The sequence below is a fragment of the Williamsia sp. Y712 genome, from assembly GCF_059445525.1.
Genome location: NZ_JCAIUN010000001.1, coordinates 2,929,445 through 2,953,079, shown reverse-complemented (window position 1 = coordinate 2,953,079; position 23,635 = coordinate 2,929,445). Strand labels below are relative to the sequence as shown.

General features: G+C 62.0%; 25 protein-coding genes. 12 read left to right on the top strand and 13 right to left on the bottom strand.

Annotated elements, in window-relative coordinates:
- The first annotated feature begins 19 nt into the window (after positions 1-19).
- Both AC1D75_RS13535 and AC1D75_RS13530 read left to right on the top strand, forming a co-directional pair.
- Positions 20-916: an MBL fold metallo-hydrolase gene (locus AC1D75_RS13535; RefSeq protein WP_495515703.1), complete on the top strand. Its 897-nt coding sequence runs from the start codon at positions 20-22 to the stop codon at positions 914-916.
- A 139-nt stretch (positions 917-1,055) separates the two neighbouring features.
- Positions 1,056-1,685: a DUF1353 domain-containing protein gene (locus tag AC1D75_RS13530; protein ID WP_495515702.1), complete on the top strand. Its 630-nt coding sequence runs from the start codon at positions 1,056-1,058 to the stop codon at positions 1,683-1,685.
- A gap of 367 nt (positions 1,686-2,052) precedes the next feature.
- Here the strand turns inward: AC1D75_RS13530 and AC1D75_RS13525 are convergent, their stop codons facing one another.
- From AC1D75_RS13525 to AC1D75_RS13510, 4 genes are all read right to left on the bottom strand, one after another.
- Positions 2,053-3,078, bottom strand: coding sequence for a cytochrome d ubiquinol oxidase subunit II (locus tag AC1D75_RS13525; RefSeq protein WP_495515701.1), 1,026 nt, complete (start codon positions 3,076-3,078; stop codon positions 2,053-2,055).
- On the bottom strand, positions 3,075-4,505 hold the full coding sequence (locus AC1D75_RS13520; RefSeq protein ID WP_495515700.1) for a cytochrome ubiquinol oxidase subunit I: 1,431 nt from the start codon (positions 4,503-4,505) through the stop codon (positions 3,075-3,077). Before AC1D75_RS13520 ends, AC1D75_RS13525 begins: the two co-directional genes overlap by 4 nt.
- A 219-nt stretch (positions 4,506-4,724) precedes the next feature.
- Positions 4,725-6,239 (bottom strand): UDP-N-acetylmuramoyl-L-alanyl-D-glutamate--2,6-diaminopimelate ligase, encoded by a 1,515-nt coding sequence (locus AC1D75_RS13515; RefSeq protein WP_495515699.1) that lies wholly within the window; start codon positions 6,237-6,239, stop codon positions 4,725-4,727.
- Between the two features lie 487 nt (positions 6,240-6,726).
- Positions 6,727-6,879, bottom strand: coding sequence for a hypothetical protein (locus AC1D75_RS13510; protein WP_495515698.1), 153 nt, complete (start codon positions 6,877-6,879; stop codon positions 6,727-6,729).
- A 142-nt stretch (positions 6,880-7,021) separates the two neighbouring features.
- On the opposite strand from AC1D75_RS13510, the gene AC1D75_RS13505 reads away from it, so the two are divergent.
- Complete coding sequence (locus AC1D75_RS13505) at positions 7,022-7,198, top strand: hypothetical protein (RefSeq protein ID WP_495515697.1); 177 nt, start codon at positions 7,022-7,024, stop codon at positions 7,196-7,198.
- A 427-nt stretch (positions 7,199-7,625) separates the two neighbouring features.
- Here the strand turns inward: AC1D75_RS13505 and AC1D75_RS13500 are convergent, their stop codons facing one another.
- Entirely contained in the window at positions 7,626-8,150 is a 525-nt protein-coding gene (locus AC1D75_RS13500) for a hypothetical protein (RefSeq protein WP_495515696.1), read from the bottom strand.
- Positions 8,151-8,352: 202 nt separating this feature from the next.
- On the opposite strand from AC1D75_RS13500, the gene AC1D75_RS13495 reads away from it, so the two are divergent.
- Positions 8,353-8,841, top strand: a complete 489-nt coding sequence (locus AC1D75_RS13495) for an FBP domain-containing protein (protein ID WP_495515695.1) — start codon at positions 8,353-8,355, stop codon at positions 8,839-8,841.
- 59 nt (positions 8,842-8,900) lie between these two features.
- On the opposite strand, the gene AC1D75_RS13490 is transcribed toward AC1D75_RS13495, so the two are convergent.
- A complete protein-coding gene (locus AC1D75_RS13490) occupies positions 8,901-9,218 on the bottom strand; it encodes a LysM peptidoglycan-binding domain-containing protein (protein ID WP_495515694.1) in 318 nt (105 codons plus the stop codon).
- Positions 9,219-10,032: 814 nt separating this feature from the next.
- Between AC1D75_RS13490 and AC1D75_RS13485 the strand changes: the two genes are divergently transcribed.
- Positions 10,033-10,305 carry a hypothetical protein gene (locus AC1D75_RS13485; protein WP_495515693.1) on the top strand — a complete coding sequence of 91 codons (273 nt, stop codon included), beginning with the start codon at positions 10,033-10,035 and terminating at the stop codon, positions 10,303-10,305.
- Positions 10,306-10,324: 19 nt separating this feature from the next.
- Here the strand turns inward: AC1D75_RS13485 and AC1D75_RS13480 are convergent, their stop codons facing one another.
- Positions 10,325-10,717, bottom strand: coding sequence for a VOC family protein (locus AC1D75_RS13480; RefSeq protein WP_495515692.1), 393 nt, complete (start codon positions 10,715-10,717; stop codon positions 10,325-10,327).
- A gap of 172 nt (positions 10,718-10,889) precedes the next feature.
- Here AC1D75_RS13480 and AC1D75_RS13475 point away from each other — a divergent pair, with 172 nt between their 5' ends.
- The 4 genes from AC1D75_RS13475 to AC1D75_RS13460 all read left to right on the top strand — a co-directional run bounded on the left by AC1D75_RS13475 (position 10,890) and on the right by AC1D75_RS13460 (position 14,175).
- Positions 10,890-11,714 (top strand): sugar phosphate isomerase/epimerase family protein, encoded by an 825-nt coding sequence (locus AC1D75_RS13475; protein ID WP_495515691.1) that lies wholly within the window; start codon positions 10,890-10,892, stop codon positions 11,712-11,714.
- A 14-nt stretch (positions 11,715-11,728) separates the two neighbouring features.
- Entirely contained in the window at positions 11,729-12,664 is a 936-nt protein-coding gene (locus AC1D75_RS13470; RefSeq protein WP_495515690.1) for an aldo/keto reductase, read from the top strand.
- A gap of 199 nt (positions 12,665-12,863) precedes the next feature.
- On the top strand, positions 12,864-13,694 hold the full coding sequence (locus AC1D75_RS13465; protein WP_495516076.1) for an acyl-CoA thioesterase: 831 nt from the start codon (positions 12,864-12,866) through the stop codon (positions 13,692-13,694).
- Between the two features lie 64 nt (positions 13,695-13,758).
- On the top strand, positions 13,759-14,175 hold the full coding sequence (locus tag AC1D75_RS13460; RefSeq protein WP_495515689.1) for a DUF427 domain-containing protein: 417 nt from the start codon (positions 13,759-13,761) through the stop codon (positions 14,173-14,175).
- Between the two features lie 60 nt (positions 14,176-14,235).
- Here AC1D75_RS13460 and AC1D75_RS13455 read toward each other — a convergent pair whose 3' ends face one another.
- Together AC1D75_RS13455 and AC1D75_RS13450 are read right to left on the bottom strand one after the other, a co-directional pair.
- The gene (locus tag AC1D75_RS13455; protein WP_495516075.1) at positions 14,236-16,590 is read right to left on the bottom strand and encodes an arylsulfatase; all 2,355 of its coding nucleotides are present in this window, start codon (positions 16,588-16,590) and stop codon (positions 14,236-14,238) included.
- A gap of 278 nt (positions 16,591-16,868) precedes the next feature.
- The gene (locus AC1D75_RS13450) at positions 16,869-17,000 is read right to left on the bottom strand and encodes a hypothetical protein (RefSeq protein ID WP_495515688.1); all 132 of its coding nucleotides are present in this window, start codon (positions 16,998-17,000) and stop codon (positions 16,869-16,871) included.
- Positions 17,001-17,185: 185 nt separating this feature from the next.
- On the opposite strand from AC1D75_RS13450, the gene AC1D75_RS13445 reads away from it, so the two are divergent.
- Positions 17,186-17,509: an amphi-Trp domain-containing protein gene (locus tag AC1D75_RS13445; RefSeq protein WP_495515687.1), complete on the top strand. Its 324-nt coding sequence runs from the start codon at positions 17,186-17,188 to the stop codon at positions 17,507-17,509.
- A 160-nt stretch (positions 17,510-17,669) separates the two neighbouring features.
- Here AC1D75_RS13445 and AC1D75_RS13440 read toward each other — a convergent pair whose 3' ends face one another.
- The 3 genes from AC1D75_RS13440 to AC1D75_RS13430 all read right to left on the bottom strand — a co-directional run bounded on the left by AC1D75_RS13440 (position 17,670) and on the right by AC1D75_RS13430 (position 19,257).
- Positions 17,670-18,527 carry an arylamine N-acetyltransferase family protein gene (locus tag AC1D75_RS13440; protein ID WP_495515686.1) on the bottom strand — a complete coding sequence of 286 codons (858 nt, stop codon included), beginning with the start codon at positions 18,525-18,527 and terminating at the stop codon, positions 17,670-17,672.
- Between the two features lie 145 nt (positions 18,528-18,672).
- On the bottom strand, positions 18,673-18,834 hold the full coding sequence (locus AC1D75_RS13435; RefSeq protein ID WP_495515685.1) for a hypothetical protein: 162 nt from the start codon (positions 18,832-18,834) through the stop codon (positions 18,673-18,675).
- A 27-nt stretch (positions 18,835-18,861) separates the two neighbouring features.
- Positions 18,862-19,257: a hypothetical protein gene (locus AC1D75_RS13430; protein WP_495515684.1), complete on the bottom strand. Its 396-nt coding sequence runs from the start codon at positions 19,255-19,257 to the stop codon at positions 18,862-18,864.
- Between the two features lie 773 nt (positions 19,258-20,030).
- Here AC1D75_RS13430 and AC1D75_RS13425 point away from each other — a divergent pair.
- Positions 20,031-20,399 (top strand): hypothetical protein, encoded by a 369-nt coding sequence (locus AC1D75_RS13425; RefSeq protein ID WP_495515683.1) that lies wholly within the window; start codon positions 20,031-20,033, stop codon positions 20,397-20,399.
- Between the two features lie 85 nt (positions 20,400-20,484).
- Complete coding sequence (locus tag AC1D75_RS13420) at positions 20,485-21,984, top strand: protein adenylyltransferase SelO (RefSeq protein ID WP_495515682.1); 1,500 nt, start codon at positions 20,485-20,487, stop codon at positions 21,982-21,984.
- Positions 21,985-22,097: 113 nt separating this feature from the next.
- Here AC1D75_RS13420 and AC1D75_RS13415 read toward each other — a convergent pair whose 3' ends face one another.
- Positions 22,098-23,432 (bottom strand): replication-associated recombination protein A, encoded by a 1,335-nt coding sequence (locus AC1D75_RS13415; RefSeq protein WP_495515681.1) that lies wholly within the window; start codon positions 23,430-23,432, stop codon positions 22,098-22,100.
- Between the last annotated feature and the right edge of the window lie 203 nt (positions 23,433-23,635).

Here is a 23,635-nt window from a genome sequence, read left to right as displayed (position 1 = left end):
CCGTGAGGTGCACATGAGAATGCCCGACCAGTTCCCACAGCTCGCGTCCACGTCCGATAACACCGCAATGCGGTGCGCCTTCCTCGGCACGTCCAGCGTGGTTCTGCGCGACCACGACACCACGGTGCTGACCGATGGGTTTGTGACCAGGCCGCGGATCGCCCGGGTAGCACTCGGAGCGCTACGCCCTGATCGCCAGCTCATCGCGAGCACCTTCGCCGGGCTCGGTATCGCAAATGCGGCATCGGTCGTGGTGACGCATTCCCACTACGACCACGCACTCGATGCGCCGACGGTCGCGACCACACTCAACGCTGACCTGATCGGTTCACACTCCACACAGGAAATCGCAAGCGGCTACGGCTTCGACCTCGGCCGCTATAAACTTGCCGACCCCGAACTGCCGTTGAGTTACGGGGATTTCACCATCTCGATCCGAGAAAGCGAACACAGTCCGGGCGACCGATGCCCGGGCGAGATCTCCGGACCGTTGACGCCGCCTGCGAGGGCCGGCCGGTTCCGAACCGGAGAGACGTACTCGGCGCATTTCGCCCACCCGGCCGGCGACGTGATCGTTCACGGTAGTGCCAACTATCGCCCAGATTGTCTGGCCGGACTACACGCGGACGTGATTTTCCTCGGCGTCGGGTTGCTGGGCCGGCAAGACGATGCGTTTCGGCGGCGCTACTGGAATGAAACCGTCGTAGCCGTTGGCGCCCGCCGTGTGGTCCCAGTGCACTGGGACCGATTCTGGCGACCGCTGACTGCGCCGATGTTGCCGATGCCGCGTCTGGTCGACAACCTCCGATCGACCGCCCGATTCCTACGCGATCGTGCCGAGGCAGACGGCGTCGAAATCGCCATCGCCCCCGCATCAACCTGGTGCGATCCGTTTGCGCCACTACTCGACCCATGAGATGGCCCAGGCCGTGCCCACCGGGAATCAGTCGCCTCGGTGGATGCGGGCCCGGGCAGATCCGAGCGCGAAGAGATTCGTCGGCGCTGGATAGGACGAAATCGACACACCGGCAAAAGGACAGTGCCACAGTGAAACCATGGCCTCGACACCTGCGACGCCGATCACGGTCCGTCAGCTGACCGCTGACGAGCGAAAGCTGATCATCAACTCAGACCCCTGGAAGTTCTGGAAGACGGTCAACGCGATCGAGTACACCGGCGGACGCGGCGAACATTTCTACATCGAACCCGGGTTTCAGACCGATTTTGCGTCCGTACCAAGAGTTTTCGCATGGTTCCTGCCACGCTACGGTCGCTACACCCGGGCAGCGATTTTGCATGATCATCTGGCGGCCCGCGCACGCAAGACCGAGTTTTCTTGGCGCGACGCCGATGGAATCTTCCGCCGCGTGATGCGCGAGGACGGCGTCCCGTTTTTGCAGCGCTGGGTGATGTGGGCCGGCGTCCGATGGGGTTCGGTCACCCAGTTCCGCACCGGCGGGCTGCTGGATTGGTGGCGCGATGCGCCCCTGATACTGGTGACCTCAATCGTGGCCCTACCGGTGTTGTTGGGTCCTGTCGTCGCTATTGCCCTGTCCTACTTGCTATTTCTCATCTACGAGACAACGGCATGGGTCGTACTGCGCGTCGGTCGACTCATGAAGAGGGCCATTGGCCGCACTCCCGAGAAACCACTGAACAGGCCACTATTCAGTAGTCATACCTGAGCTGCGGTCAGCGTGATACCCGATGCCCACGTACGGCATCGGGTATCTGGACCGCGACTAGTCGGGAGGTTCACTGGTGCCGGCTCCCCCATCAGCGATGTCGTCGGTCCCATCGTGGGTCGCAGAGGCTGGGTCTATCTCCGGTGCGGGATCCGGGACGCTGACGTGTTTGTCTTCGAGATCGTCGACTAGTTTTTCAAGATCTGTGCGACTTTCTGAACGATCTTTCTCAGACAATTCTCCACCTTCCAGCGTCGACTGCTCACCGCGCCGAAACAGCCGGTACCGCAAAAATTGCGGTACCTGACTCATACCCAACTCGGCGCAGAGGAAACCCCCCGATGACGCGAGAGGATGCTGGAGTCGCTCATGTCGTCCGCGAGTGTCCACCTTCGGGCTCTGTCCAGCGTTGCGTTTGTGTCAGCCGCAACAGGTAAGCAAGGGCAGGTAGAACGACGACGGCTGCCACACCCACAACGATGAGCAGTCCGACCAAGGTCGCATCGGCACCGGCAGCTTCGTTGATGGTCATCTGGTCGACGAGCATCCACGGATACTGCCCGACACCCCAGCCGGCAACCACCGACCCAACGGCCACCGCAGCAGGCAACCGCGCCAGCGAATATCGCCGCTGATAGAGCAAATACACAGCGGCCAGCCCGGCAACCGCCGCCAACACCAACAAGGGAGCTGCGGCACCGAGGAGTCCATCACTGAGAGTCGGCGCGTCTTCCAGAATGGGATAGAGCCCTGCGAAGACGACCACACCCGTGACGACACCGACCACAAGAGTCCGAAACCGTAGCTTCTCGGTGAGCTCGTGGATTCCGGCACGAGCGGCGTCCGCGGTGAGAAATACGCCGGCAAGGAATACACACGTCGTGACGGCCAGTACGCCACCGATCAGCGAGGTGGGATTGACCCAAGAACTGATTCGGTCCCCGTAGCCCCCGGCAGGCACACGGCCCGAAGCGACACTGCCGGCGACGGCGCCGAGGAAGAACGGGGTGATCAAAGACGAGCCCGCAAAGATGGCCCCGAACAAGCGCGCCTGCGCGAGGGTTTCCGCATATTTCCGGAAAGCAAACGTTGCGCCACGCAACACGATTCCGACCAGAGCCAGAGCGAACGGGATGAACAGTGTTGTCATCGTGTCCGCGAATGCGGCCGGAAATCCGGTCCACCAGATCACCAGGACATAGATCAGCCAGACGTGGTTCGCCTCCCAGACCGGGCCGATACTGTGGTCGATCAGCGTCCGCAGTTGACTACCGCCTCGACTGCCACCGGCAGTGAGATCGTAGAAGCCGGAACCGAAATCGGCGCCGCCGAAAAGTGCATAGGCGATCACTCCGACAAAAAGGGCAACAGCGACGACCGCGGCAAGTGTCATGGCAAGGTGCCCTTGGACTCAGCGGACGCGTTGTCGCTCTCACTGTCGGCAAAACTGTCAGGTCCGTAGGGGCTGGGTAGATCATGTTCTCCCGCTCGCCACCGTCTGGCCATCGATCGCAGGACGACGAATGCACCGATCGTCATGCCGAGGTAGATAACCAGAACTCCGCCGTAACTCCACCAGAGCCCGCTACTCCTACTCGCGGCGTCGGTGGTCCGGAGAATCTGCCACACCGTCCACGGTTGCCGTCCCACCTCTGTGGCGATCCAGCCGCACTCGAGCGCGATGATGGACAACGGACCGGCGACCACCGCGAAGCGCAGGAACCAGCGGTTGTCGAGGAGGTCGGTCTTGCGCCAGCGGAACAGCCAGTAGAGCACCACGGTGACCGCCAAGAGCGTTCCGATGCCAACCATCGCCTGGAAGGCCAGGTGCGTGATATTGACAGGCGGCAGATCTCCGGGCGGCACCTCATCGAGTCCGGGGACGGGCGCGTCCAGTGAGTTGCGCGCAATGATCGAGCCGAGGCGCGGGATTGCCAATGCCCAGCGCACTTCTCCGTCGATCCATAGCCCGCCCAATCGCAACGGCGCCGGACCTTCAGCCGTGGGCGACAGCTCGAACGCAGCGAGCTTGGCCGGCTGGCTGTCGTTGACGCGCATACCCAGAAAATGGCCGATGAACGGTTGTGCGATCGCGGCTACCGACGCGAACGTGAACGGAATCGTGAAACCCAGGCGATGGTGCCGGTCGGTACGCCCGCGCAACATCCCCGCCGCGTACACACCGGCCACCACCAGGCCGACGAGCATGAAAGCGCCCACCCACATGTGTAAGAACTGCAGCCAGACACCATCATTGAACATCGCGCGCCAGGGATTGACGTCGGTGACCACTCCATCGACGATCCGGAAACCGGTGGGATTGTTCATCCATGCGTTGACCGAGACGACACAGAACGTCCCGACCACACCCGCTATCGCCATCGGGATGAGCATCGCCAGGTGCCGACGCGGTGGCATCCGGCCCCAGCCGTAGAGGTAGATGCCCAGGAAGATCGCCTCGACGAAGAACGAGAGCCCCTCGAAGGCAAAGGGCAGGCCCAGGACGTCGCCGAAACGGCCCATGAGTCCGGGCCACAGCAACCCCATCTCGAAACTGAGAACCGTGCCGGAAACGGCACCGATGGCGAACAGGACCGCTGAAACCTTCGCCCACCGTTTGGCCAGGCCCAACGCAACCGAATCATCACGCACCAATCCGCGCCTGTGCACCACGTAGATCATGGACGGAAACGCAACACCGAAGCAGGCCAGAATGATGTGCCAACCCAGCGAGACCGCCATCTGTTGACGCGCGGGCAGCAGCCCGGGCGGTTTGTCGCCCGACGCAACATCGAACATCGACATGACTTCAACGATCATGGCTGGTCCCATGCTCGAGCTTGGCTATCGGATGATCACGGTCGCAGTACAGCTATCCGAGTTCCCATCGGCATTCTCCTCCAAACAGAGGCGCGAAACAGCCGTCTCAAGAAGAACGTCTATGGTTTGGCACAAAATCAGCAAGACCTTGTGGCACAGAATGTTTCGCCAAGGCTGGAACTTGCCGCGACATGCCTCAGTTCGTCCCGCACCGATACATCACGTGCAGGCACTGGTGATTGCGTGGTGGAGCTGCGCATGATCGTCGAAATAGGCGGTATTCGCTCCGAACCTCTGAACGGTGTCGCTGCCACGGCCCGCCACCACCAGCACATCGCCCGGACCCGCGGCCGCCACCGCCAGGTCAAGGGCCGTCCGCCTATCGGGTTCTTCGACCACGCGAGCGTGGTGCGCCTGCCGGGCACCAGAGAGGACCTCTGACCGGATGACTGCGGGGTCTTCATCTTCCGGGCTTTCGTCGGTGATGATGAGCAGATCCGCGTGGATTGCGGCGTACCGACCCAGCGGATGCCGCTTGCTGCGATCGCGGCCCCCGGTGGCGCCGGCCACCACAATCAGGCGGCCCCTCGCCAGTGACCTCAGATACGGCAGCAACGCTTGCTGTCCGGCGGTGTTGTGCATGTAATCAACGATGGCGGTGAACGATTGCCCGGCATGGACCGGTTCACACCGGCCGGGTATGGCGTGCAGAGACGATATGCCCTCGACCGCAGCAACAGCGTCCACCCCGTCGGCGACAAGGGCGGTCAGTGCGACCAGCGCATTGCTGACCTGATGCGGGCCCAATACCTGCAGCCGCACCGGCACCTGCCCGTTCGGTGTGTGCGCTACGAAATGGGAACCCGTCGCGGTCGACGACATCCCGTCGGCGTAGACATCAGCGGTCCGGTCGCCGGTCGAACACGTCCAGACCTCTGGGGTTGTTGTGGTGGCAGCCAGACGAGCACCGTAGGAATCGTCGATGTTCACCACCGCTATGTCGGTGCGCTCGGGAGTGAACATGGCCGCTTTGGTGCGGTAGTAATTTTCCATCGTGCCGTGGTAGTCGAGATGGTCACGACCGAGGTTGGTGAAAGCCATCGCCCGATACCGGATGCCATCGACTCGCCGTTGATCGATGGCGTGCGAGGAGATTTCCATCGCGCACGCGGTCACCCCCTCGCGGCGAAAGTGCGCCAGTGTTCGATGCAGCGTCGTCGCCTCGGGTGTGGTGCGCTCGGGCACCAGATCACAGCCCGGTCCCCTGATTCTGGCGCCGGAGATCAGCCCCACCGCTTCCCCGGCGGCATCGAGTCCGGCATCGAGAAAGTGTGCGGTGCTGGTCTTTCCGTTGGTGCCAGTGACGCCGAAGACCTGTAGTTCAGCGGTCCGCGTGCGATGAAACCATGCACACAGCGGGCCGATGACTGCTCGCGGATCGTCCACGAGCACACTCGGTAGCACCGCAGAGGGCCGGTCACTGACCACGACCACCGCACCGGCGGCCAGGGCTTCCAGTTCGAAATCCAGCCCATGCCAGCGCCCACCGCGGAAAGCGACGTAGGCATCACCTGCACATAACGTGCGCGAGTCGTCACCGACGTCCCGCACCACCGCGCGACCCGCACCCGGATCGCCGACAAGCCTGGCCCCCAGGAACCCGGCCAGAGCCGACACCGTGATCTCAGCATCCGCGGCAGGCGCCGCGGCGGGATGGCCGGTGAGCTCACTCATCGAATTCCGACCGGTCGACCCGTGTTCGACCTGGTCAGGGGGAAGGCGGCCACCGTTATCGCGCTATCGCGCCGAAAGAGGCCAAAAGTGAATGTCCGAGTCGCAGGGCTGATCAAAACCCCAGTGTCGATCACGCCGCATGCCCGCGGTGTCATCGACTGCTTCATCAGCGAGCGATACCCACCGTCGAAGCATCGCAAACCAGCCGCGTACGCCCCTGCGACCAACCGGCCGCGCGAGACGACGAACACACCCGGCACTTTGGAATACATGCCCATCAATGGCGGTTGTAGAAATCGACGGTGCCCGGTTCATTGCCCCGGGTCCTACACTCTGCCGCCACGAGCGGCCTTTCGCCGAGAGGCGCATTGACGGGCATCGTCCTCGTGCACAGAGCCGCTGACCTCACCGTCAGCGGCTCTGTCATTGGTGCAGATGGCCCGACCACATCGGCCATCCGGTTCACTCGTGCGAGAAATCGCCAGGTTCAGACTGCAACCCGGGTCGAGGCCGACGACGACGCCTCGGCAATAGCGCGGGTGCGCTTCACGGCGAAGATGATCAACGCGGCCGGAATGAGCCAGTTCAGGAGAAGACCCCCGGGATGGTTCCCGGCGATGATGGTGGCTTCTGCCAACATCCCAGCGACGGTATGAGCAACCGCGGTCGCGAACACGACTGCAGTCCACAGCAAGCTGATGGAGCGGTTCTTGGCCCGGAAGATCGGCGAATGCCATAGTGCCGCGGAGTCGTTGATCTACACAGCCGTCATACACCAGCTCGTGACCATCGACAACACCTTCGCGTTGTCGAACGGAGTATCTCCATTCAAGTATGTGTACATCGTCGACGGGATGGCACCGCGCAGCCCTGAGCTGTCGCTCAACGCTGAGGGTGGGCCGTTCAGCGACAGCCTGAAAAGCGAAATCATGAGCCAATCCAAAGCCTGCCGCCCGTAGAGTTCATTCCCATCCCCAAACTGAAGATTGATCCCGACCCCCAGGGCGTCACCGGGGTGGACAACGACGGCGTCATCATCGGACTCGGTCCGATCAAGCATCAAGGAGACGACGTCGTGCACGTTGGCGCCGGATTCTATTGCGGAAACGTCTGCGGCCACGGCCTCACCTACGTAGTGAAAAAGATCAACGCGCAGTGGCAGGTCGCAGGCACAACAGGATCGCGAAGCATCTCATAGCCTGACTCAATGATCGTTTCTCGCTGAATCCGCGTACCACCCGGCTGTGTGATCGCCGCGGCCTGGAATGTTGACGACGCGCCAACCCCGGGCGTGGGCGCGGTCGAGAATCAATCGCTCGCAGCGCGGCCGATCAGCCGGAGTGGATCTCCACTGCGCGACGAATGCAGCAACGTGAGACAGAACGGTCATATGCCTGCCGCCATCAGAGCCCGGTAGCGGCGCCGCGGGAAGATCGCTCCACAGGTGGCCCCGACGACGGGGTGAACGAAACCATCACCGATTCGCGCCGACATCATCTTGCTGAATGCCCTTGTGCCCGCGGCATTCACAGCGTCGCCGTGGTCACCACCCAGTGTCAGCATCAGTTCCTCACCGAGCAACTTCTGATACTCGGTGGTTTCCTGGTGCCCCTCCAGAATTGGCTCGTCGCGCTCCTTCCTTCGGAACCGCGACAGGATCTCGGCGACCGCTTCGGCCACGTCAGGCGGGATCAGCGGCGGCACCTCGAATAGGCGCCGGTGCATGACCTTCAGATACCGCTGGCTTCCCAGGACAAATGTGTCCCAGGTGCCCTCACCGACCGCACATCGAGTTGCCCGGCGGAGGAATTGGTCGAAAGCATCGCGGTGAAATGGCGCCGTGCGACGCATACTGTCCATCTGCGTAACGGTCATCGACCCGAATACGAACTGTTCGAGGATCGCGTCCATGAATCCGCTTGTCCTCGGGTCGGTCCTGTGGCATCCTGCTCGTCGTGTACCTGCCGATGTCGTTGCCCGATGGGCGTCAGGAGGTTGCCGGCGTGATCGTCGGCAACAACTGACTTCGTCGCCCCGCAGCGCGTGTGCCTTTCCCATGGCCCGCGTCGGCTTTGCCACACCCATCGGCGAATACACAATGATCAGGACACTCATGCAACCCTTGACCGACCAACAGGTCCGCAACTCTCTCGTGAACGCATCCGTGCGCGAACGCAAAGCTCTGACACTTCCATCGAACTTCGATGAGATCGACTGGAACGAACTGGATTTTCTCGGCTGGCGGGATCCGAAATTGATCCAGGCCGGCTATATGGTCATTCCGGTTGACGATGAGATGGTTGGCATCATGCTCAAACTCGGTGGTCGACAGCCGCACCGACGTCCGCTGTGCTCGTTCTGTCAGGACGTCCAGTTACCCAACGAGGTGGCGTTCTACAGTGCGAAGCTTGCCGGGACGTCCGGACGCAACGGCAACACCGTCGGAACTTTGGTCTGCACGCACTTTCAATGCTCCGCGAACGCCCGGGCACGTCAACCGAAGATGTTCAGCGGTGACGATCCAGAGATCGTGAAGCAGCAGCGCATCACGACCCTCCAAATACATCTATCCGGTTTCGCCCGTCGAGTCCTCAAGGGGTAGAGCTCATCCCAGGGTGCTCGGGACGGGCTCTCGCAAAGGCGAAATGGAGTGCAGCCGGATCAGAGGTCAGGAATTCGGAGTAACTGGCCGACCTTGATGACGTCCGGATCTGGAATGTGATTCGCCGCCGCGATGAGTGCGTACATCGAGGTATCCCCGTAGAATCTGTCCGCCAATTCCGACAGTGTGTCCCCAGGGACCACTTTGTACTTCTTGGTGAGTCCCGGGATCAACAGAATTTGACCGGTCCTGATGAAATCCGGGTCGGGTAGGCCGTTCGCGATCACAATCACCTCGAAAAGGCTGGCATCGCGATAGAAACGGTTTGCCAATCCCGACAATGTGTCACCGGCGGCCACCTTGTATTTCTTTGCCATGATCGTTCCTCTCTTCTGGGATTTCCGCGCCACTGATGAACGGCGCGCATGGCATCAATTCTGTTCGGACCACAGACCGCAACAACGAGTAGCGCGCTACGCGAATCCTTGGCCGTGAAACGCGCGACGACGAGTAGTGGTGTCGTAAGCGCAGCAATCGAAAAGGGACACAGCCACATTCCCTCGTGTGGTGGAATACCCACACTTCAGTTCATCGCCGACTTCCGCAGCTTGCCACCGCCTATTGGGACAACGGATGAACGCGACCGATTCGAGTAGTGCAGTACTCGCGACACCGCGTCACACCCGAACCTACGGTCTTATCGACACCTTCTGATGCACGAACGGAGATCGCAATGACTCGTCCACTGACCCAAGAGGATCTGGAGCACGCCACGTCGATCGATGCTGATCCACCAAGTGATGCCAGCATCGAAGTCCCCCTTATCGACATCGATCCCGACGCGACCGGCGATCTCACGATTCAGCGCTCGGAGCGCAGCGTGAGGGTGGTCGGCCGAGTAGGCACCCGCGGCTGGCCCGACGTGCGCGATCAATTCCGTCCCGAGGCCATCCCCCTGTCCCGAACACATCTTGACAATGCGGACTTCGCGTCCGAACTGCCCGGTTTTCGCCCCGGCGGGGTGGAGACCGTCTTCAGACCGACAAGGGCACCGCATGTGTGGCGCGATGTGCCGACTGGTGAAAAGTTGCGCAGGCAGGGTGGGTCGATCTTCGACGCCGATGATCGCTACCTGTTCCACGACCAGACATTTCCCTGGCGAATCACGGGAAAGGTTGCCACAGCCGGCGGGTGGGGATCCGGGACAGTGATCGGGCCGCGGTACTGGTGTTCAGCGAACGAATCGGTGATGTCACCGGATACGCGGGTTATCGCTCGTACGACGATGATTGGGACGGCGAGGCATACTGGCAATCATGGCCCCGGGTGGTCGGCGTCGGCAGCACGATCGGAGACACCATGGTCAAATCCGCCGCGACGGGGACATCCGAAAACGACAACAACTATGGCGGCGGACCAGCGCTGAGTGCACTGATCGGGTGGGCCCGGACAAACCACCCGTAAGCGTGGGTCCTACACCGGGTCAGCCGAGTCCCTCCACCAACTCCAAGGTGTTTCCGTCGGGATCGGAGAGGAACGCAAGTCGTTGCGCGGGACCGATCTCGATTGGTCCCATCTGTAGCCGACCGCCGGCGGCGATGCCTCGTTCAACGAGTTCGTCGAGTCCGCCCGCGACGTAGAACGAGAGATATCGCAAACCGGGTGCAGCGAGGAACGAACCCGACGGTTCGACCGTCGTCGGCGGTTGCGCGGGCACCATCACCTTGAGGACCATGCCGCCCGCCCCGAGCCGGTGCACTGTTCCCGAACCTGCTTCGGTGACTTCGAGCCTGTCCATCTCGAAAACGGTTGCATAGAAGTTCACCAGGGCGTCATTAGCGCTGACGAGTCCCATCTCGATCCGGTCCAACACCATGTGGCTCCAATCCTTGGCTCGCGCCGGCACGGAATGAGCGACGCAAGAGCAACAGTTCCACAGTGGACAATGATATTCTGCAATTTCAGAACATGATTCTTGACGCTCGCCAAGCCGGAACAGCTGCACGGCCACGGGGAGTTCGTCGGGGCCCATCGAAAGCGAGAAGGCAATGGAGCGACTAGGAATCGAGATGCTCAGCGTCTTCGGGTTGCCGCCCGTCGAACACATCGAGCTGGCGGCAGACCTCGGCTGCCGCCACATCTCGTCGGCTTTGACGTCGTTCCCGTACGACGCACCCTTCTATCCACCATTTTCGCTGCGCGACGATCCTGCTCTGCGGCGGGAGATGCGCGCAGCCATGCGGGACAGGGGGGTGACCATATCCCTCGGCGAGGGGATGTCGATTCGTGGCGGCATGGACATCCGAGACAAAGCCACTGACTTGGCGTTCATGGCCGAACTCGGGGTCGCCCGGGTCAACACCGTCTCGCTCGACCCCGATCTGAGCCGCAGTATCGATCAATTCGGCATCCTCGCGGAGATGGCAGCCGAGAGCGGGATCGAAACGACGGTCGAGTTCAGTCCAGGGACAACCATTGGCGATCTGAACACAGCCTTGTACGCAGTCAAAGCTGTTGGCAGAAAAGACTTCCGGATCCTTGTTGACACCATGCACCTCGTCAGGTCCGGGTCCGGCGCAGATGACCTCACCACAGTTGATCCAGACCTCATCGGCTACGTCCAAATCAGTGACGCACCACGGGTCCCGGTCATCGACGATTACATGGAGGAGTCCATGTTCGAGCGGATGTGTCCGGGAACCGGCGAGTTACCGCTCCTCGACATCCTCGCCGTCCTGCCCCGCGACCTCGTCATCAGCCTCGAGTTGCCCATTCGCTCGGCGATGCAGGCCGGTGTGCCACTCTCTGCACAGCTCGGTAAGGCCTTGGAAGCAACCCGCAACATGCTCGCGCAGATCGATCACATCAATTGACGGAGAACACACACATGACGCGTATCGGCACCTCGGACCTCGATGTCTACCCACTGGTCCTGGGCGGCAACACCTTCGGCTGGACCAGCGACCCTGTCACCTCCTTCGCCGTGCTCGACAGCTACGTGGCGGCAGGTGGCAACTTCATCGACACCTCGGACAGCTACACCCAGCCCGGCAAGACCGATGGTGACTCGGAAACGATTCTCGGACAGTGGTTCCAGAAACGTGAACGGCGCGACGACGTCGTCCTCGCGACCAAGGTCGGCCTGCGGGCGGAGACCTTTGGTCTGGCTCCAGACAACGTGGCCCGGGCCGCGGAGGCCTCGCTGATACGTCTGAATAGCGACTACATCGACCTCTACTACGCGCACTACGACGACCCGAAAACACCGCTGGTCGAAACGATCGCCGCCTTTGATGCTCTGGTCCAGTCGGGGAAGGTCCGACATGTCGGGATCTCGAACTACTCCGCAGACCGGGTGGCCGAGTGGCTGTCGGTGTGCGAAGACAACGGATTTGCCAAACCCATTGCCCTGCAGCCCAACTATAGTTTGGTAGCACGTAAGGGCTTTGAGGCAGAGATGCGGCCACTCGCCGAAAAGTTCGACCTCGCCGTGTTTCCGTACTGGGCATTGGCCAGTGGATTCCTCACCGGCAAGTACCGAACCGAAGCAGACCTCGAGGGGGCGGCACGCGGACCATTGGCAGGCCGGTTCTTCAGCGCCGACGGGCTCGCGGTGGTCGCCGAACTCGACACCATCGCACAGGCCCATGACGTCGCGATCGCGACCGTTGCCCTCGCGTGGACGAGGCAACAACCGACGATCGTCGCACCCATCGCCAGCGCCCGTATCCCGGAACAACTCGATGCCCTACTCGCCTCGGTCGATCTCACTTTGACCGCAGCCGAACTAGATCGGCTGGACAGCATCTCGTCGGTCGGCTGAAACCGACAACTCCGCCGACACCAGTCACCCACGAAACCAAGTCTTGGACGAGGGCAGAAGTTATACCCACACAACAAGAGTGGCCTGGTACGTTGCTTCTCGACTGCAGCTTCCTCTCGATCTAGACCGCGAGTTAAGGACCGATACAGTGGCACCTACGGAATCCACGACCGACTTGACCGAGTCGTCCGTCGAGCGGATGCTCGACATCTTCGATGTCGAGGAGGCGGGGCCCGACCGGTTCACCGGCACCAGCGACGGCGGGGCGCGACAGGTGGCCGACGGCACGCAATTGCTCGCCCAGGCGATCGTGGCGACCGCCAAGCGTTTTCCCGGCAAGTCCATCAGGTCGGCTCGTGCGGTCTTCACCCGACCTGTCGATGCCACAGTTCCAGTCGAGTTCGAGGTGGACGTGATCCACGAAGGCCGATCGATGGCGAGCGCCAATGTGGCGGTGTGCCAGGGCGGCCGGCGATGCGCGATGGTGTCGGTGCTCGCCGATGTACCGACAGAAGACATCATCCGACACTCGGCTCCCCGCCCGGATGTGGCGTCACCCGCCGAGTCCAACTGGCGTGACATGCCCATGACCGGACGCGAAGTCCGCCTCGTCGACGTCGTGGACGTCAACAGCCCCGACGAGGTGGGTCCACCCGAGTTATACGCGTGGCTCAAGTACGACCCAATCCCCGACCGCGACGACCTGGCGAAGGCATTGCTGGCGCACTTCACCGGCCATCTGTCGGTTTCCACGACCATGCGGGCGCACGCCGGGATCGGCACGAGCCAGGCGCATCAGACCGTATCCACGGGAGTGATGACTGTGACCATCGGCTTCCACGAACCGGTGGCGTGGGACGGGTGGATTCTCTACTCACATGAGAGCACGCAGGTCGGTGCCGGGATGACCTACGTGCGCGGGCAGGTGCATACCGAAGCCGGCGAGTTGCTGGCCTCCTTCACCCAGGAAGCCATCATCCGGCCGATCAGATCTGCGGACGCCGGCATTCCATCGGCGAAACGACTGTGAACCGCAGACGCACTCGCAGATCCGGCTTGTGATCGGCATTGCCATTCCTTCCCCAGGAGCCCATATGACAACACAGCACATCAGCGCCTTCAAAGACAGACCCGACTATCGCGTGGACATCCTCGCCCGCCGAAATGTCGTGACGGCGTCTGTCGGCGGTCGACCGCTGGCGCAGACGTCCCGCTCGCTTCTCGTCGACGAGCAAGACCATGGTTTGGTCTTCTATTTCCCCCGCACCGACATTCACGTCGAGCTGACCCTCGACCCCGATACAAAGAGTCGCTGTCCGTTCAAAGGTGAAGCCACACACTGGCGTTTCGACGATGATGGCGATTCCACGATCTGCTGGAGCTACGAGACCCCGTTCGAAGAGGTAATGCAACTCCGCGGATACGTTGCGTTCTACCAGGATTCGGTCGACATCCGCGTGGGGCAGGCGCATCCTGCGGTGTCGTGGCGTCCGCCGGCGACAGGCAAATAGCGGCTTTCCTACCGTCGTCCGGGCATCACCTGGAGCGACGATCGTTGAACGCGATGAGGTTCATTGCCGTGAGATAGCCACCCTCGAGATGTCTTCCGGGTCGATGAGGTGGGAATGATCGTCGTCGCCGACATCGATCTGGACCACATCGATGCGGCCGTTGAATTTGCTTGCGCCGGCGTAGGCAGCGCTGACGGGCAGACCGTAGTCATCACCGATGTCGGTGGTCTCGTCCGCAGAAAATATCAGCGGTTGAGTCTGTTCCACCCGACCTTCCCCGACGACGGCACCGTCATAGAACAGCGTCACCCCTCCGCCCTTGGCGAGTCCCCCGCCGTCATAGGCGAATTCGACGCGAATCTGGTGACTCCCGGCGGGAAGTACTTTATCGGCCACGACCGTGAACTCGGCCATTCCCAACAGGTTGTAGACAAATGCGGCGGCCCCATCCTTCATATACAGCGCCCAGCCACCGAATCGGCCACCCTGGGCGATGATCACGCCGCTGGTGGTACCGGAAGTCGCACTGTCAATCGCCGCGGTGACGCTGAACGACCGGTTCTTGATGTCGATCACACTGTGTTCGCTGAGGCGTTTCATCCCGGGGAACAACACCTGGGTCGTGCCTTTGATCAGTTGCGGCCGGCCGGCGATTGTCGCGTTCAAACGTTCGAATCGGCGGTCATCGATGGGCAGGACGTTGTACTTCACCGCCTCGATCAGCCATAGCCGCTGCAGCGCGGCCAGCCGCTCCGGCTGCTCTTGTGCGAGGTCGTGCGCCTGGGTCCAGTCCTTGGCACCGTCGTAGAGCTCCCATACGTCGTCGTCGAGAGCAACAAGTTCTTCGGCTGGAAGCCAGGGAGTGCTGTGGCGGGTCACTGCGCTCCAACCCTTGAAATAGATCCCCCGGTTACCGGCCATCTCGAAGTACTGCAGATCGTGACGCTCGGGCTCCTCGGCCGCATCGAACGTGTACGCCATGCTGGTGCCTTCGATCGGCGCCTGCTGCACGCCGTTGACAAACGTCGGTTCAGGCAGACCTGCAGCCTCGAGAATTGTTGGTGCCACGTCGATCACATGGGTGAACTGCGACCGAACCTCGCCCTTGCTCGATATCCCGGCCGGCCAATGCACGATGGTTCCGTTGCGGGTGCCACCCCAGTGCGAGGCAACCTGTTTGGTCCATTGCAGCGGCGCACACATCGCCCACGCCCAGCCCACCGAGTAGTGGTTGTAGGAATCGACGCCGCCCAGTTTGTCCTTCATCTCCGCCATGAACTCTGGTGTTTCGATCGCGGCAAGCCCGTTGAAATTCGCCATCTCGTTGAACGCACCGTTGACTGTGCCCTCGGCCGAGGCACCGTTGTCGCCGATGATGTAGTAGATCAGCGTGTTATCCAGCGCGCCGACCTCTTCTACGGCGTCAACGACCCGGCCGACGTGAAAGTCGGTGTGCTCGAGGAACCCGGCATAGATCTCCATCTGCCGCTCCAAGACGGGTTTGAGCTCATCACTCATCTCATCCCACGACGGGATCGCGTCCGGACGCGACGTGAGCACGGCCTCGGCGGGGACCACGCCGAGGTCCTTCTGCCTCGCGATGATTGCCTCCCGCTGCGCATCCCAGCCGTCGGCGAACTTGCCGGCATATTTGTCGGCCCACTCCGGGGGCACGTGGTGGGGTGCATGGGTGGCGCCCGGTGCGAAGTAGAGAAAGAACGGTTTCTCGGGAGCAAGCGCCTTTTGGGTCCGCATCCAGTCGATTGCGCGGTCGGCTAGATCTTCGGTGAGGTGATAGCCCTCTTCCGGGGTCTTGTCGGCCTCAACGGGTGTGATCCCGTCATACAGTGCCGGGTAGTACTGATTGTTCTCACCGCCGATGAAGCCGTAGAAGTGCTCAAAGCCCCCGCCTCCGGTCGGCCATGCATCGAACGGGCCCACCGGCGAGGTTTGCCATGGCGGCACTTCATGGCACTTCCCGAACTGTGCCGTCGAATATCCGTTGAGTTTTAACGTCATCGGCAGTGCTGCCTTGGTGTTCGACCGCACTCCCGACGAACCCGGCGCCGACGTGGCGGTCTCGGTGATCATGCCCATCCCGACCGAGTGATGGTTGCGGCCGCTGAGTAGCGCAGCCCGAGTCGGCGCACACAGCGCCGCCGTATGAAATCGGTTGTAGGTCAGCCCACCGGCCTGAAGACGCTCCGCCGTCGGTGTGTTCGATGGCCCGCCGAATGCGCTGCTGGCCCCGTAGCCCACATCGTCGAGCAGGATGACGAGCACATTCGGTGCACCCTCGGGCGGCAACAATGGTTCGATCGGCGGAAAGCTGGTGTCGGGATCCTTCGCGTCGTACGTCACCAGTCCCAGATACTCGCGATCTGGAATCGGAAGACTCCCGCGGCCCGCGCTCAACTTGTCCACCATCGTCGACTCCTCGTCGTGGCCGATCACTGCGCGGACGCCGCTCAGGACACGAGCCGCCGATATCTCACCGGAGTGGAGATCCAACTCAACTACTGCTGCCGCCGCTCAAGTCTGCAAGGACATCCCACGTCTGCGCCTCACCCGAGATGGGTGAGAAGCCCCCGGAATCGGAACGATATCGTCGCGCTGGGCCAAAGCCATGCCAAAGCAATCTGCGCAGGGGTGACACCCACGTCGTTTGCGATCGCCGTGACCTCGTCGGCCGGTCACAGATTCCGCTGAAAGTTCTCTCCGGTGAAGCGCGGATTGGTGGAACGAAAGTCGTTCGCATCGAGGCCCTTGATGGCCTTCCCGACGAGCTCTTCGTTGATGTACGGACCATAGATTTCGGCAACCATTCAGCGCGCGGCTCGAGTCGAATGGCGCGCGCGTTCTCGAGAAGTCGCGGCAATGAACCACAGTCCACACAATCGGCTAGTGGGCTTGTCGATCGATGGCTGAAAATGGGTAAAACAGCGATCCAAGGATCACACCGCCAAGACGGAATACGGTGAGTACACCCGACGGAAATCAGGAGCCCCGTATGCCAAAGCTGGAGATCAAACGGACATCTACGCTTTCTCGCAAGCAGGCGTCAGAAAAGCTGATCGCGCTCGGTCGAGCATTGGCCGAGGGAGTCGAGGTCGAACTCGGCACCGGCGGCGACTCCATCACTGTCGAAGTCGCGGACCAAGTCCAGTTCGAGCTCGAAGTCGAAGTTGACGGGGACGAAACCGAGATCGAAATCGAAATCAGCTGGCATGACAGCGGCCCAAACACTTCGGAGAGCGCGCCCCCGGCAAAACCGGCCAAAGCGCAATCAAAGACGACTCGCCGCGCGGCCCCGCGCAAAGCAGCGGGCAAGTAGGCCGCGGCGCCGACAGTCTGCAACGATCTCCCCCATTGCGCCTCACGCGAGACGGGCGAGAATCTCGCACCGCGGATGGATACCGAATTCTCCACGTACACAGAAGCTTTGGTCGCCAAATCGCCACGTCCGCGCCGGACGTTGCTTGGTCGATCAGGATCTAAGTGTCGAGGACTGCGTCTACGCGTTCGTCCAACCCACCGAGCGCTGTCACGTCGATACCGAAGCGTAGATCGAGGACCTCGATCACCTCGGCGGCAGACTCGAATCTGGTCCGGGTGGACGTCCCATCCCGATGATGGACGGTCAGGTTTCGCCCCCGGAGATTCCACCGGGCGTCATCGGTCACTCGCGCGACGGTCATTCCCACGACGAATATCGAGTCGGGGTAGGTGGACACGTACCAGCTGCCGACCTGGAGATCGATCTGCGGCACCGCTTCTCGCGAGAACGTGTACAGCGGATGCCAACTTCCACGGAGGTATGCTTCGAGCTGGTATTCGTCTGCGGCCCTTGAGATCCGGTAAGGCTCGTGCCGCGTCGATTGGACCTCGTCGACCACCATCCGAATCGGGGACGACAACGTCTGGCCACCAAAACCCACGTCCACGAGGTATTCGACACCGGTGTCGGGAACGGTCACCGACAATACGTGGTGTGTCCGGGCCGGTACGGGAGCATCGGCGCCGAGCATCCACACCACACGACCGGCCAACGGCCGAACGTCGAAACCCACCGCCTCGAGGGCGTACCGCATGAGTCCGTTGTGTTCATAGCAATAGCCACCACGACGACGGAACACAAGCTTCTCAGTCAGCGCTCGCGCGCTCAGATCCACCACCGGTATGCCCAGCAGTGGGTCTAGATTCTCGAAGGGAATGGTGCGGGTGTGGGCTGCGACCAGCGCGTGCAAGGTCTGCGGTGTCGGATCAACCGGCTTGTGGACGTCGATGCGAGCGAGGTAGGCGTCGATGTCGACGGACGGTTTAGCGGTGTCGAGCTTCCCGGATATGGCCATCTCTCGATGATTCGCCCTCAACCCCACTTGAAGTCAAGCCCCTGCGAGCCACATATTCGATGGGGCGAATACTCAATTGCCGACATCTGGAACGATCTGCAACCGGGGTCCTGGGTTGGCATGACTTCGATCGGGGAAGCCGCCGTCAGTTCGGCGTACCGAATATCAGCAGCGAGGCCAGACCGGCGAGGACCGCCACCACGGTCAACCATCCCATCCACCCTGGGCCGGGCTCCTCATCGCGAAGACGACTATCGGCGTGCCGCACGGGCGATGTCCAGGGCAGTGTCGAGGGGTCGTGACTCATATTTCTCCCCTTTCGGATGAACGTTTGCTACGCCGCGGGAAACTCGAGGTTTATCTTCGGGTGGTGGCGACCGCGAGGCTGCAAGGCCCCGACCCAGAGTCCGTTGACCACACTCGCGACGAAGATGCTGCTGTCGACCTGGACGGCGGTTCCTAGATACATTCGCCCGTTGACGACCATGCGTCCTCGGCCGAGGATCGGCAAATAGTCTTCTGGCGGACCGGGATTGGACACCACGTCTGCCACATCCCATGGGAATGGATCACTATCACTTGCGTCACGGACCATACGTACCGAGTTCTCGAGTAGCAGCGCGGGGTACAGCCGGCGTTCCAGTGGATCAGCATCAGGTTGGGCCGAGGAATGCGTCGAGACCGTCGTCATCCAGATGCGGTTGTCGTCATCGTGAGCCCACCGGGTCACATCCTCGGTGCCGGCCGTCTCAAGAGGACGCCATCGCACCATCGGGTCTGTAAACCACACGCTGGGAACGACTTTGAGATGTGTGGTGCCGGTTGGCTCTTGGAACGAAGTCGTCATACTCCTCTCGCTCTCGATCACCGCACCAACAACCGGATTCAATCAACACGACACACCAGTCGTTGTCGGCGGTGGCTGTCCAGGGTGGTGCCGCCCAGGAATGTCACTGGGCGGCACCACCTGCGGTCAAGGATTGGTCGCCTTTTCGGCGACTCTGTGTGGGTGGTTGTCTCCAGAGGTCGCCAACCCGTAAATCGGGCGGGGACCTCGGACTCCATCAGCTAACTCGATAGGCACCTCCTCGACATCATTCAGACATAAGGTCGGGAACACCGCAGCGTCGGCGCGAGCTAGACGACTGCGCGTAGCGCAGGTCAGTGCTCGCTCGTCAGCCGGATACGGTTTCGATGGATCTGGCAATATCCGAAGGTTCGATCTCGATAAGCCACCTCCTACGTCACTCGCGGGCCGCCACCCTGGTGGGGCGACCAATCTGTGCAAGAACAGTTTTAGCACTCTGATCTACCGTGTGCAACAACCCCCTCAAGAGACTCGCCGCACACGAAAGTTGTTGGTGTACAGGACTACTGATCCCGAATTAGAGACCGCGCGCCACGACGATCAAGGAGCCGTTGATGATGACGATGCGGTATACAGCTCGAGACGTCGGTCGTCGAACACATGGTTGACGGTGGAGATCTGCCTGTCACGAGCTGTTGCCAGAGACAGTTGAGCGCCGCGAACCCGTCGGCGTCCGGTCTGTCGAGCACCCGTCCAGCCGTGTCGATGATGGCCGAGCCGCCGGTGAAGTCCTGGTCTCGCTCACGGCCGGCGCGGTCGGCACAGGCAACGTAGGCGTGATTGATCCGGAGATCGGCACGCGACTGTTCGATCGATCGACGAGACGGGTCGCGCTGACGCCGGCCGGGGCGGCGTTTGCCGAACGCGTGACCGCATTACTCGCGATTCTCGAGGACGCAGTCGTCGAGGCCGCAGACTTCGGTGCCGGAAAACGAGGCCGGGCGCGGGTCGGTTTCATCAGTTCCGCCAGCGTCGCCGTCCTTCCGAGCGCGGCATGCTTCTGACCACAGACGCTCTCGAGGCCGGCGGAGCACACCCTGAATTGATAGCGAAGGGTTGAGCAGGTCGCACGGTGGTTACCCTCGAAAGATGGCTGCAATCCCGGATTCCACAGTAGGCACGAACACAGCGTTGGCAGGCCTCGAGAGCACCTTCGCCGGCGAACTCGGCGACCTGGCGGTGCCGTGGCAGGGCGCCGCAGCTCCTGACCCCACGTTGCTCGTGTTGAACGAGCAACTCGCGGTGTCACTGGGGTTGGACGTAGAGACACTGCGCAGCGAGGATGGGGTCGGCGTGCTGTCCGGATCGACGGCTCCGGTCGGGGCCAAGCCGGTGGCGATGGCGTATGCGGGCCATCAATTCGGCGGGTACACACCGCTGCTCGGGGATGGTCGGGCGTTGTTGCTCGGTGAACTGGAGATCAGTGATGGCCGCCGAGTAGATCTGCATCTCAAGGGCTCAGGGCCCACACCGTTCTCACGGGGCGGCGACGGGTTCGCAGTTGTCGGTCCGATGCTGCGCGAATACCTGGTCAGCGAATCCATGCATGCCCTCGGCATTCCCACGACGCGCGCGCTGTCGGTGGTCGCCACGGGCCGGGACGTTCGCCGAACCGGCGCCGAACCTGGCGCCGTTCTCGCCCGCATCGCGGCCAGTCATCTGCGGGTGGGCACCTTCGAATACGCGGTCCGTCGCGGCGAGATCCTGCGGCCGCTCGCCGACTACGCAATCGCACGCCACTATCCGGAGCTGACCGACCTGCCGGCGAGCAATCGTTATCTGGAGTTCTTCGCCGCGGTTGTCGAGGCGCAGGCGTCGCTGGTGGCGCAATGGATGCTCATCGGTTTCGTGCACGGGGTGATGAACACCGACAACACCACCATTTCCGGAGAGACCATCGACTACGGTCCGTGCGCCTTCCTCGACGCATTCAACCCGGCGGCGGTATTCAGTTCGATCGACCACGGCGGGCGCTACGCCTTCGGCAACCAGCCGGCTGTCCTCAAGTGGAATCTGGCGCGGTTCGCGGAAACTCTGCTGACACTCGTCGATTCCACGCCGGATGAGGCGATCACCGCGGTTTCGGCGGTCCTCAACACCTTCGACGAGCGTTACGAAAGCCACTACGCGGCGGGTATGGCAGCAAAGTTCGGCTTGGCCGGCGTACCTGCCGATCGAGCCTTGATCGACGATCTGCTGACGCTGATGAACGAACATGGCGCCGACTGGACGGGCACCTTCCGCGCTCTCAGCGACGAGCTGCGCGGAAACCCTTCGCCTCTCGACAATCTCGTACCCCGCGAGCAGGTCGGGCCCTGGCTGGAACGCTGGCGCGCCGCCTTGACGGGACACCATCGCGGGGCAACCGAGACCGCGGACGCGATGGACCGCATCAACCCGCTGTACATCCCCCGTAATCATCACCTCGACGCTGCCTTGCGCGCCGCCACCGACGGCGACCTCGCTCCGTTCGAGAAGTTGCTGGACGTCGTCACCCATCCATACGACCACCGCGACGAGTGGTCCGACTACGCCACACCCGCTCCCGAGTTGTTCAGCGACTCATTTCAAACCTTCTGTGGCACTTGAGTATCACCTGAGCGACAGCGCGCCCGCCATCATTCCCGCCAGAGGTGACGGAGGGAAGTGTGTCCTCGGCGGCAGCTGTCGGGGCCGACCACGGGAGGTTCTCAGCAAGAGGTCTACGTGTCGTTGCCGGACTCGTCGGACGACTGTCGGCGCTCGCGCAGCTGAGCCCAGTGGTCAAGACGTTGCCGGATGTGCCTCTCGTAGCCGCGATCTGTGGGTTCATAGAAGGTGCGACGGTCCATGTTGGTTGGGAAGTAGTTCGCGCCGGAGAATCCGTCGTCGGTGTCGGGGTCGTACTCGTATTCCTTGCCGTAGCCGAGATTCTTCATCAGCTTGGTCGGCGCGTTGAGGATATTGAGAGGTGGGGCGAGGGAGCCCGTCTGCTTCGCCGCCTTGGTGGCTGAACCGAGACCTCGGTAGACGGCGATCGACTTCGGGGCGGTCGCCAGGTAGACGACGGCCTGCGCGATCGCGAGTTCGCCTTCGGGAGAACCCAACCGCTCGTAGACATCCCACGCAGCCAGTGCTTGGTGAATCGCTTGCGGATCAGCAATGGCGATGTCTTCGTTCGCAAACCGGACAAGGCGACGGGCGATGTACAGCGGGTCTTCACCACCGTCGAGCATCCGCGCGAGCCAGTACAGCGCGGCGTCCGGGTCCGAACCTCGCATCGACTTGTGCAGAGCGGAAATCAGGTTGTAGTGGCCCTCCTGGGACTTGTCGTACAGGGGAGCCCGTTTTTGAACCACTGCGGCCAGCGCGGCCGTGTCCAGGTGTTGTTCGGTGTCCGGGAGAGCGAGGAGCTGTTCGCACATGTTGAGCAGATACCGGCCATCACCGTCGGCCAACGCCAACAATGCGGTACGGGCTTCTGCGTCGAGGGGTAGAGCTCTGCCACTGAGCTGTTCGGCACGCGTGACAAGCGCCTCGAGGGCGGGCTCGTCGAGACGCTTGAGGACAAAGACCTGGCACCGGGACAGGAGTGCGCCGTTCAATTCAAAACTGGGGTTCTCGGTCGTCGCACCCACGAGAATAATGGTGCCGTCTTCGACGTACGGCAGAAAGCTGTCCTGCTGGGCCCGGTTGAATCGGTGTATCTCGTCAACGAACAGCAGAGTTCCCTGGCCGACTTCTCTCCGCTTTTGTGCAGCCAGGAATACTTTGCGCAGATCTGCAACACCGGAGAAGGTCGCCGACAACGGCTCGAACACCAGATCTGTCTGTTGTGCCAACAGACGAGCGATTGTTGTCTTCCCGCATCCGGGCGGACCCCACAGGATGATCGACACCAGCCGCTGCTGGGCGACCATCCGCCCGATCGGCGCGTCCGCCGCAAGAAGATGATCTTGGCCGACAACGTCTTCGAGTAAGGTCGGCCTGAGGCGGTCGGCAAGTGGTCGGGACGTATCGTCCACCTCGAACAATGACGGCGGCGGGTTCTGCTCCATGGCCCTACCTCGTTCCTGATCAGTTCTCAACGGTGCCACGGCACCGGGCCGTCCACAACATCGCTGGTGGACGCACCGCCACCGGGCGCAGTGACCGGGAGTGCCCGAGCATTGACGCCGGTCCGGCGCGGCTGGATCGACAGCGGTTGCCTCCGTCGGTAACCATGGTGAATGGAGAGTCGTCGAGACCAATGGGTCGTCGA

Coding starts and splice junctions, on each gene's coding strand:
- AC1D75_RS13535 (WP_495515703.1), top strand. CDS start 20: ATGCCCGACCAGTTCCCACAGCTCGCGTCCACGTCCGATAACACCGCA.
- AC1D75_RS13530 (WP_495515702.1), top strand. CDS start 1,056: ATGGCCTCGACACCTGCGACGCCGATCACGGTCCGTCAGCTGACCGCT.
- AC1D75_RS13525 (WP_495515701.1), bottom strand. CDS start 3,078: ATGACACTTGCCGCGGTCGTCGCTGTTGCCCTTTTTGTCGGAGTGATC.
- AC1D75_RS13520 (WP_495515700.1), bottom strand. CDS start 4,505: ATGATCGTTGAAGTCATGTCGATGTTCGATGTTGCGTCGGGCGACAAA.
- AC1D75_RS13515 (WP_495515699.1), bottom strand. CDS start 6,239: ATGAGTGAGCTCACCGGCCATCCCGCCGCGGCGCCTGCCGCGGATGCT.
- AC1D75_RS13510 (WP_495515698.1), bottom strand. CDS start 6,879: ATGTTGGCAGAAGCCACCATCATCGCCGGGAACCATCCCGGGGGTCTT.
- AC1D75_RS13500 (WP_495515696.1), bottom strand. CDS start 8,150: ATGGACGCGATCCTCGAACAGTTCGTATTCGGGTCGATGACCGTTACG.
- AC1D75_RS13495 (WP_495515695.1), top strand. CDS start 8,353: ATGCAACCCTTGACCGACCAACAGGTCCGCAACTCTCTCGTGAACGCA.
- AC1D75_RS13490 (WP_495515694.1), bottom strand. CDS start 9,218: ATGGCAAAGAAATACAAGGTGGCCGCCGGTGACACATTGTCGGGATTG.
- AC1D75_RS13480 (WP_495515692.1), bottom strand. CDS start 10,717: ATGGTGTTGGACCGGATCGAGATGGGACTCGTCAGCGCTAATGACGCC.
- AC1D75_RS13475 (WP_495515691.1), top strand. CDS start 10,890: ATGGAGCGACTAGGAATCGAGATGCTCAGCGTCTTCGGGTTGCCGCCC.
- AC1D75_RS13470 (WP_495515690.1), top strand. CDS start 11,729: ATGACGCGTATCGGCACCTCGGACCTCGATGTCTACCCACTGGTCCTG.
- AC1D75_RS13465 (WP_495516076.1), top strand. CDS start 12,864: ATGCTCGACATCTTCGATGTCGAGGAGGCGGGGCCCGACCGGTTCACC.
- AC1D75_RS13460 (WP_495515689.1), top strand. CDS start 13,759: ATGACAACACAGCACATCAGCGCCTTCAAAGACAGACCCGACTATCGC.
- AC1D75_RS13450 (WP_495515688.1), bottom strand. CDS start 17,000: ATGGTTGCCGAAATCTATGGTCCGTACATCAACGAAGAGCTCGTCGGG.
- AC1D75_RS13445 (WP_495515687.1), top strand. CDS start 17,186: ATGCCAAAGCTGGAGATCAAACGGACATCTACGCTTTCTCGCAAGCAG.
- AC1D75_RS13440 (WP_495515686.1), bottom strand. CDS start 18,527: ATGGCCATATCCGGGAAGCTCGACACCGCTAAACCGTCCGTCGACATC.
- AC1D75_RS13435 (WP_495515685.1), bottom strand. CDS start 18,834: ATGAGTCACGACCCCTCGACACTGCCCTGGACATCGCCCGTGCGGCAC.
- AC1D75_RS13420 (WP_495515682.1), top strand. CDS start 20,485: ATGGCTGCAATCCCGGATTCCACAGTAGGCACGAACACAGCGTTGGCA.
- AC1D75_RS13415 (WP_495515681.1), bottom strand. CDS start 23,432: ATGGAGCAGAACCCGCCGCCGTCATTGTTCGAGGTGGACGATACGTCC.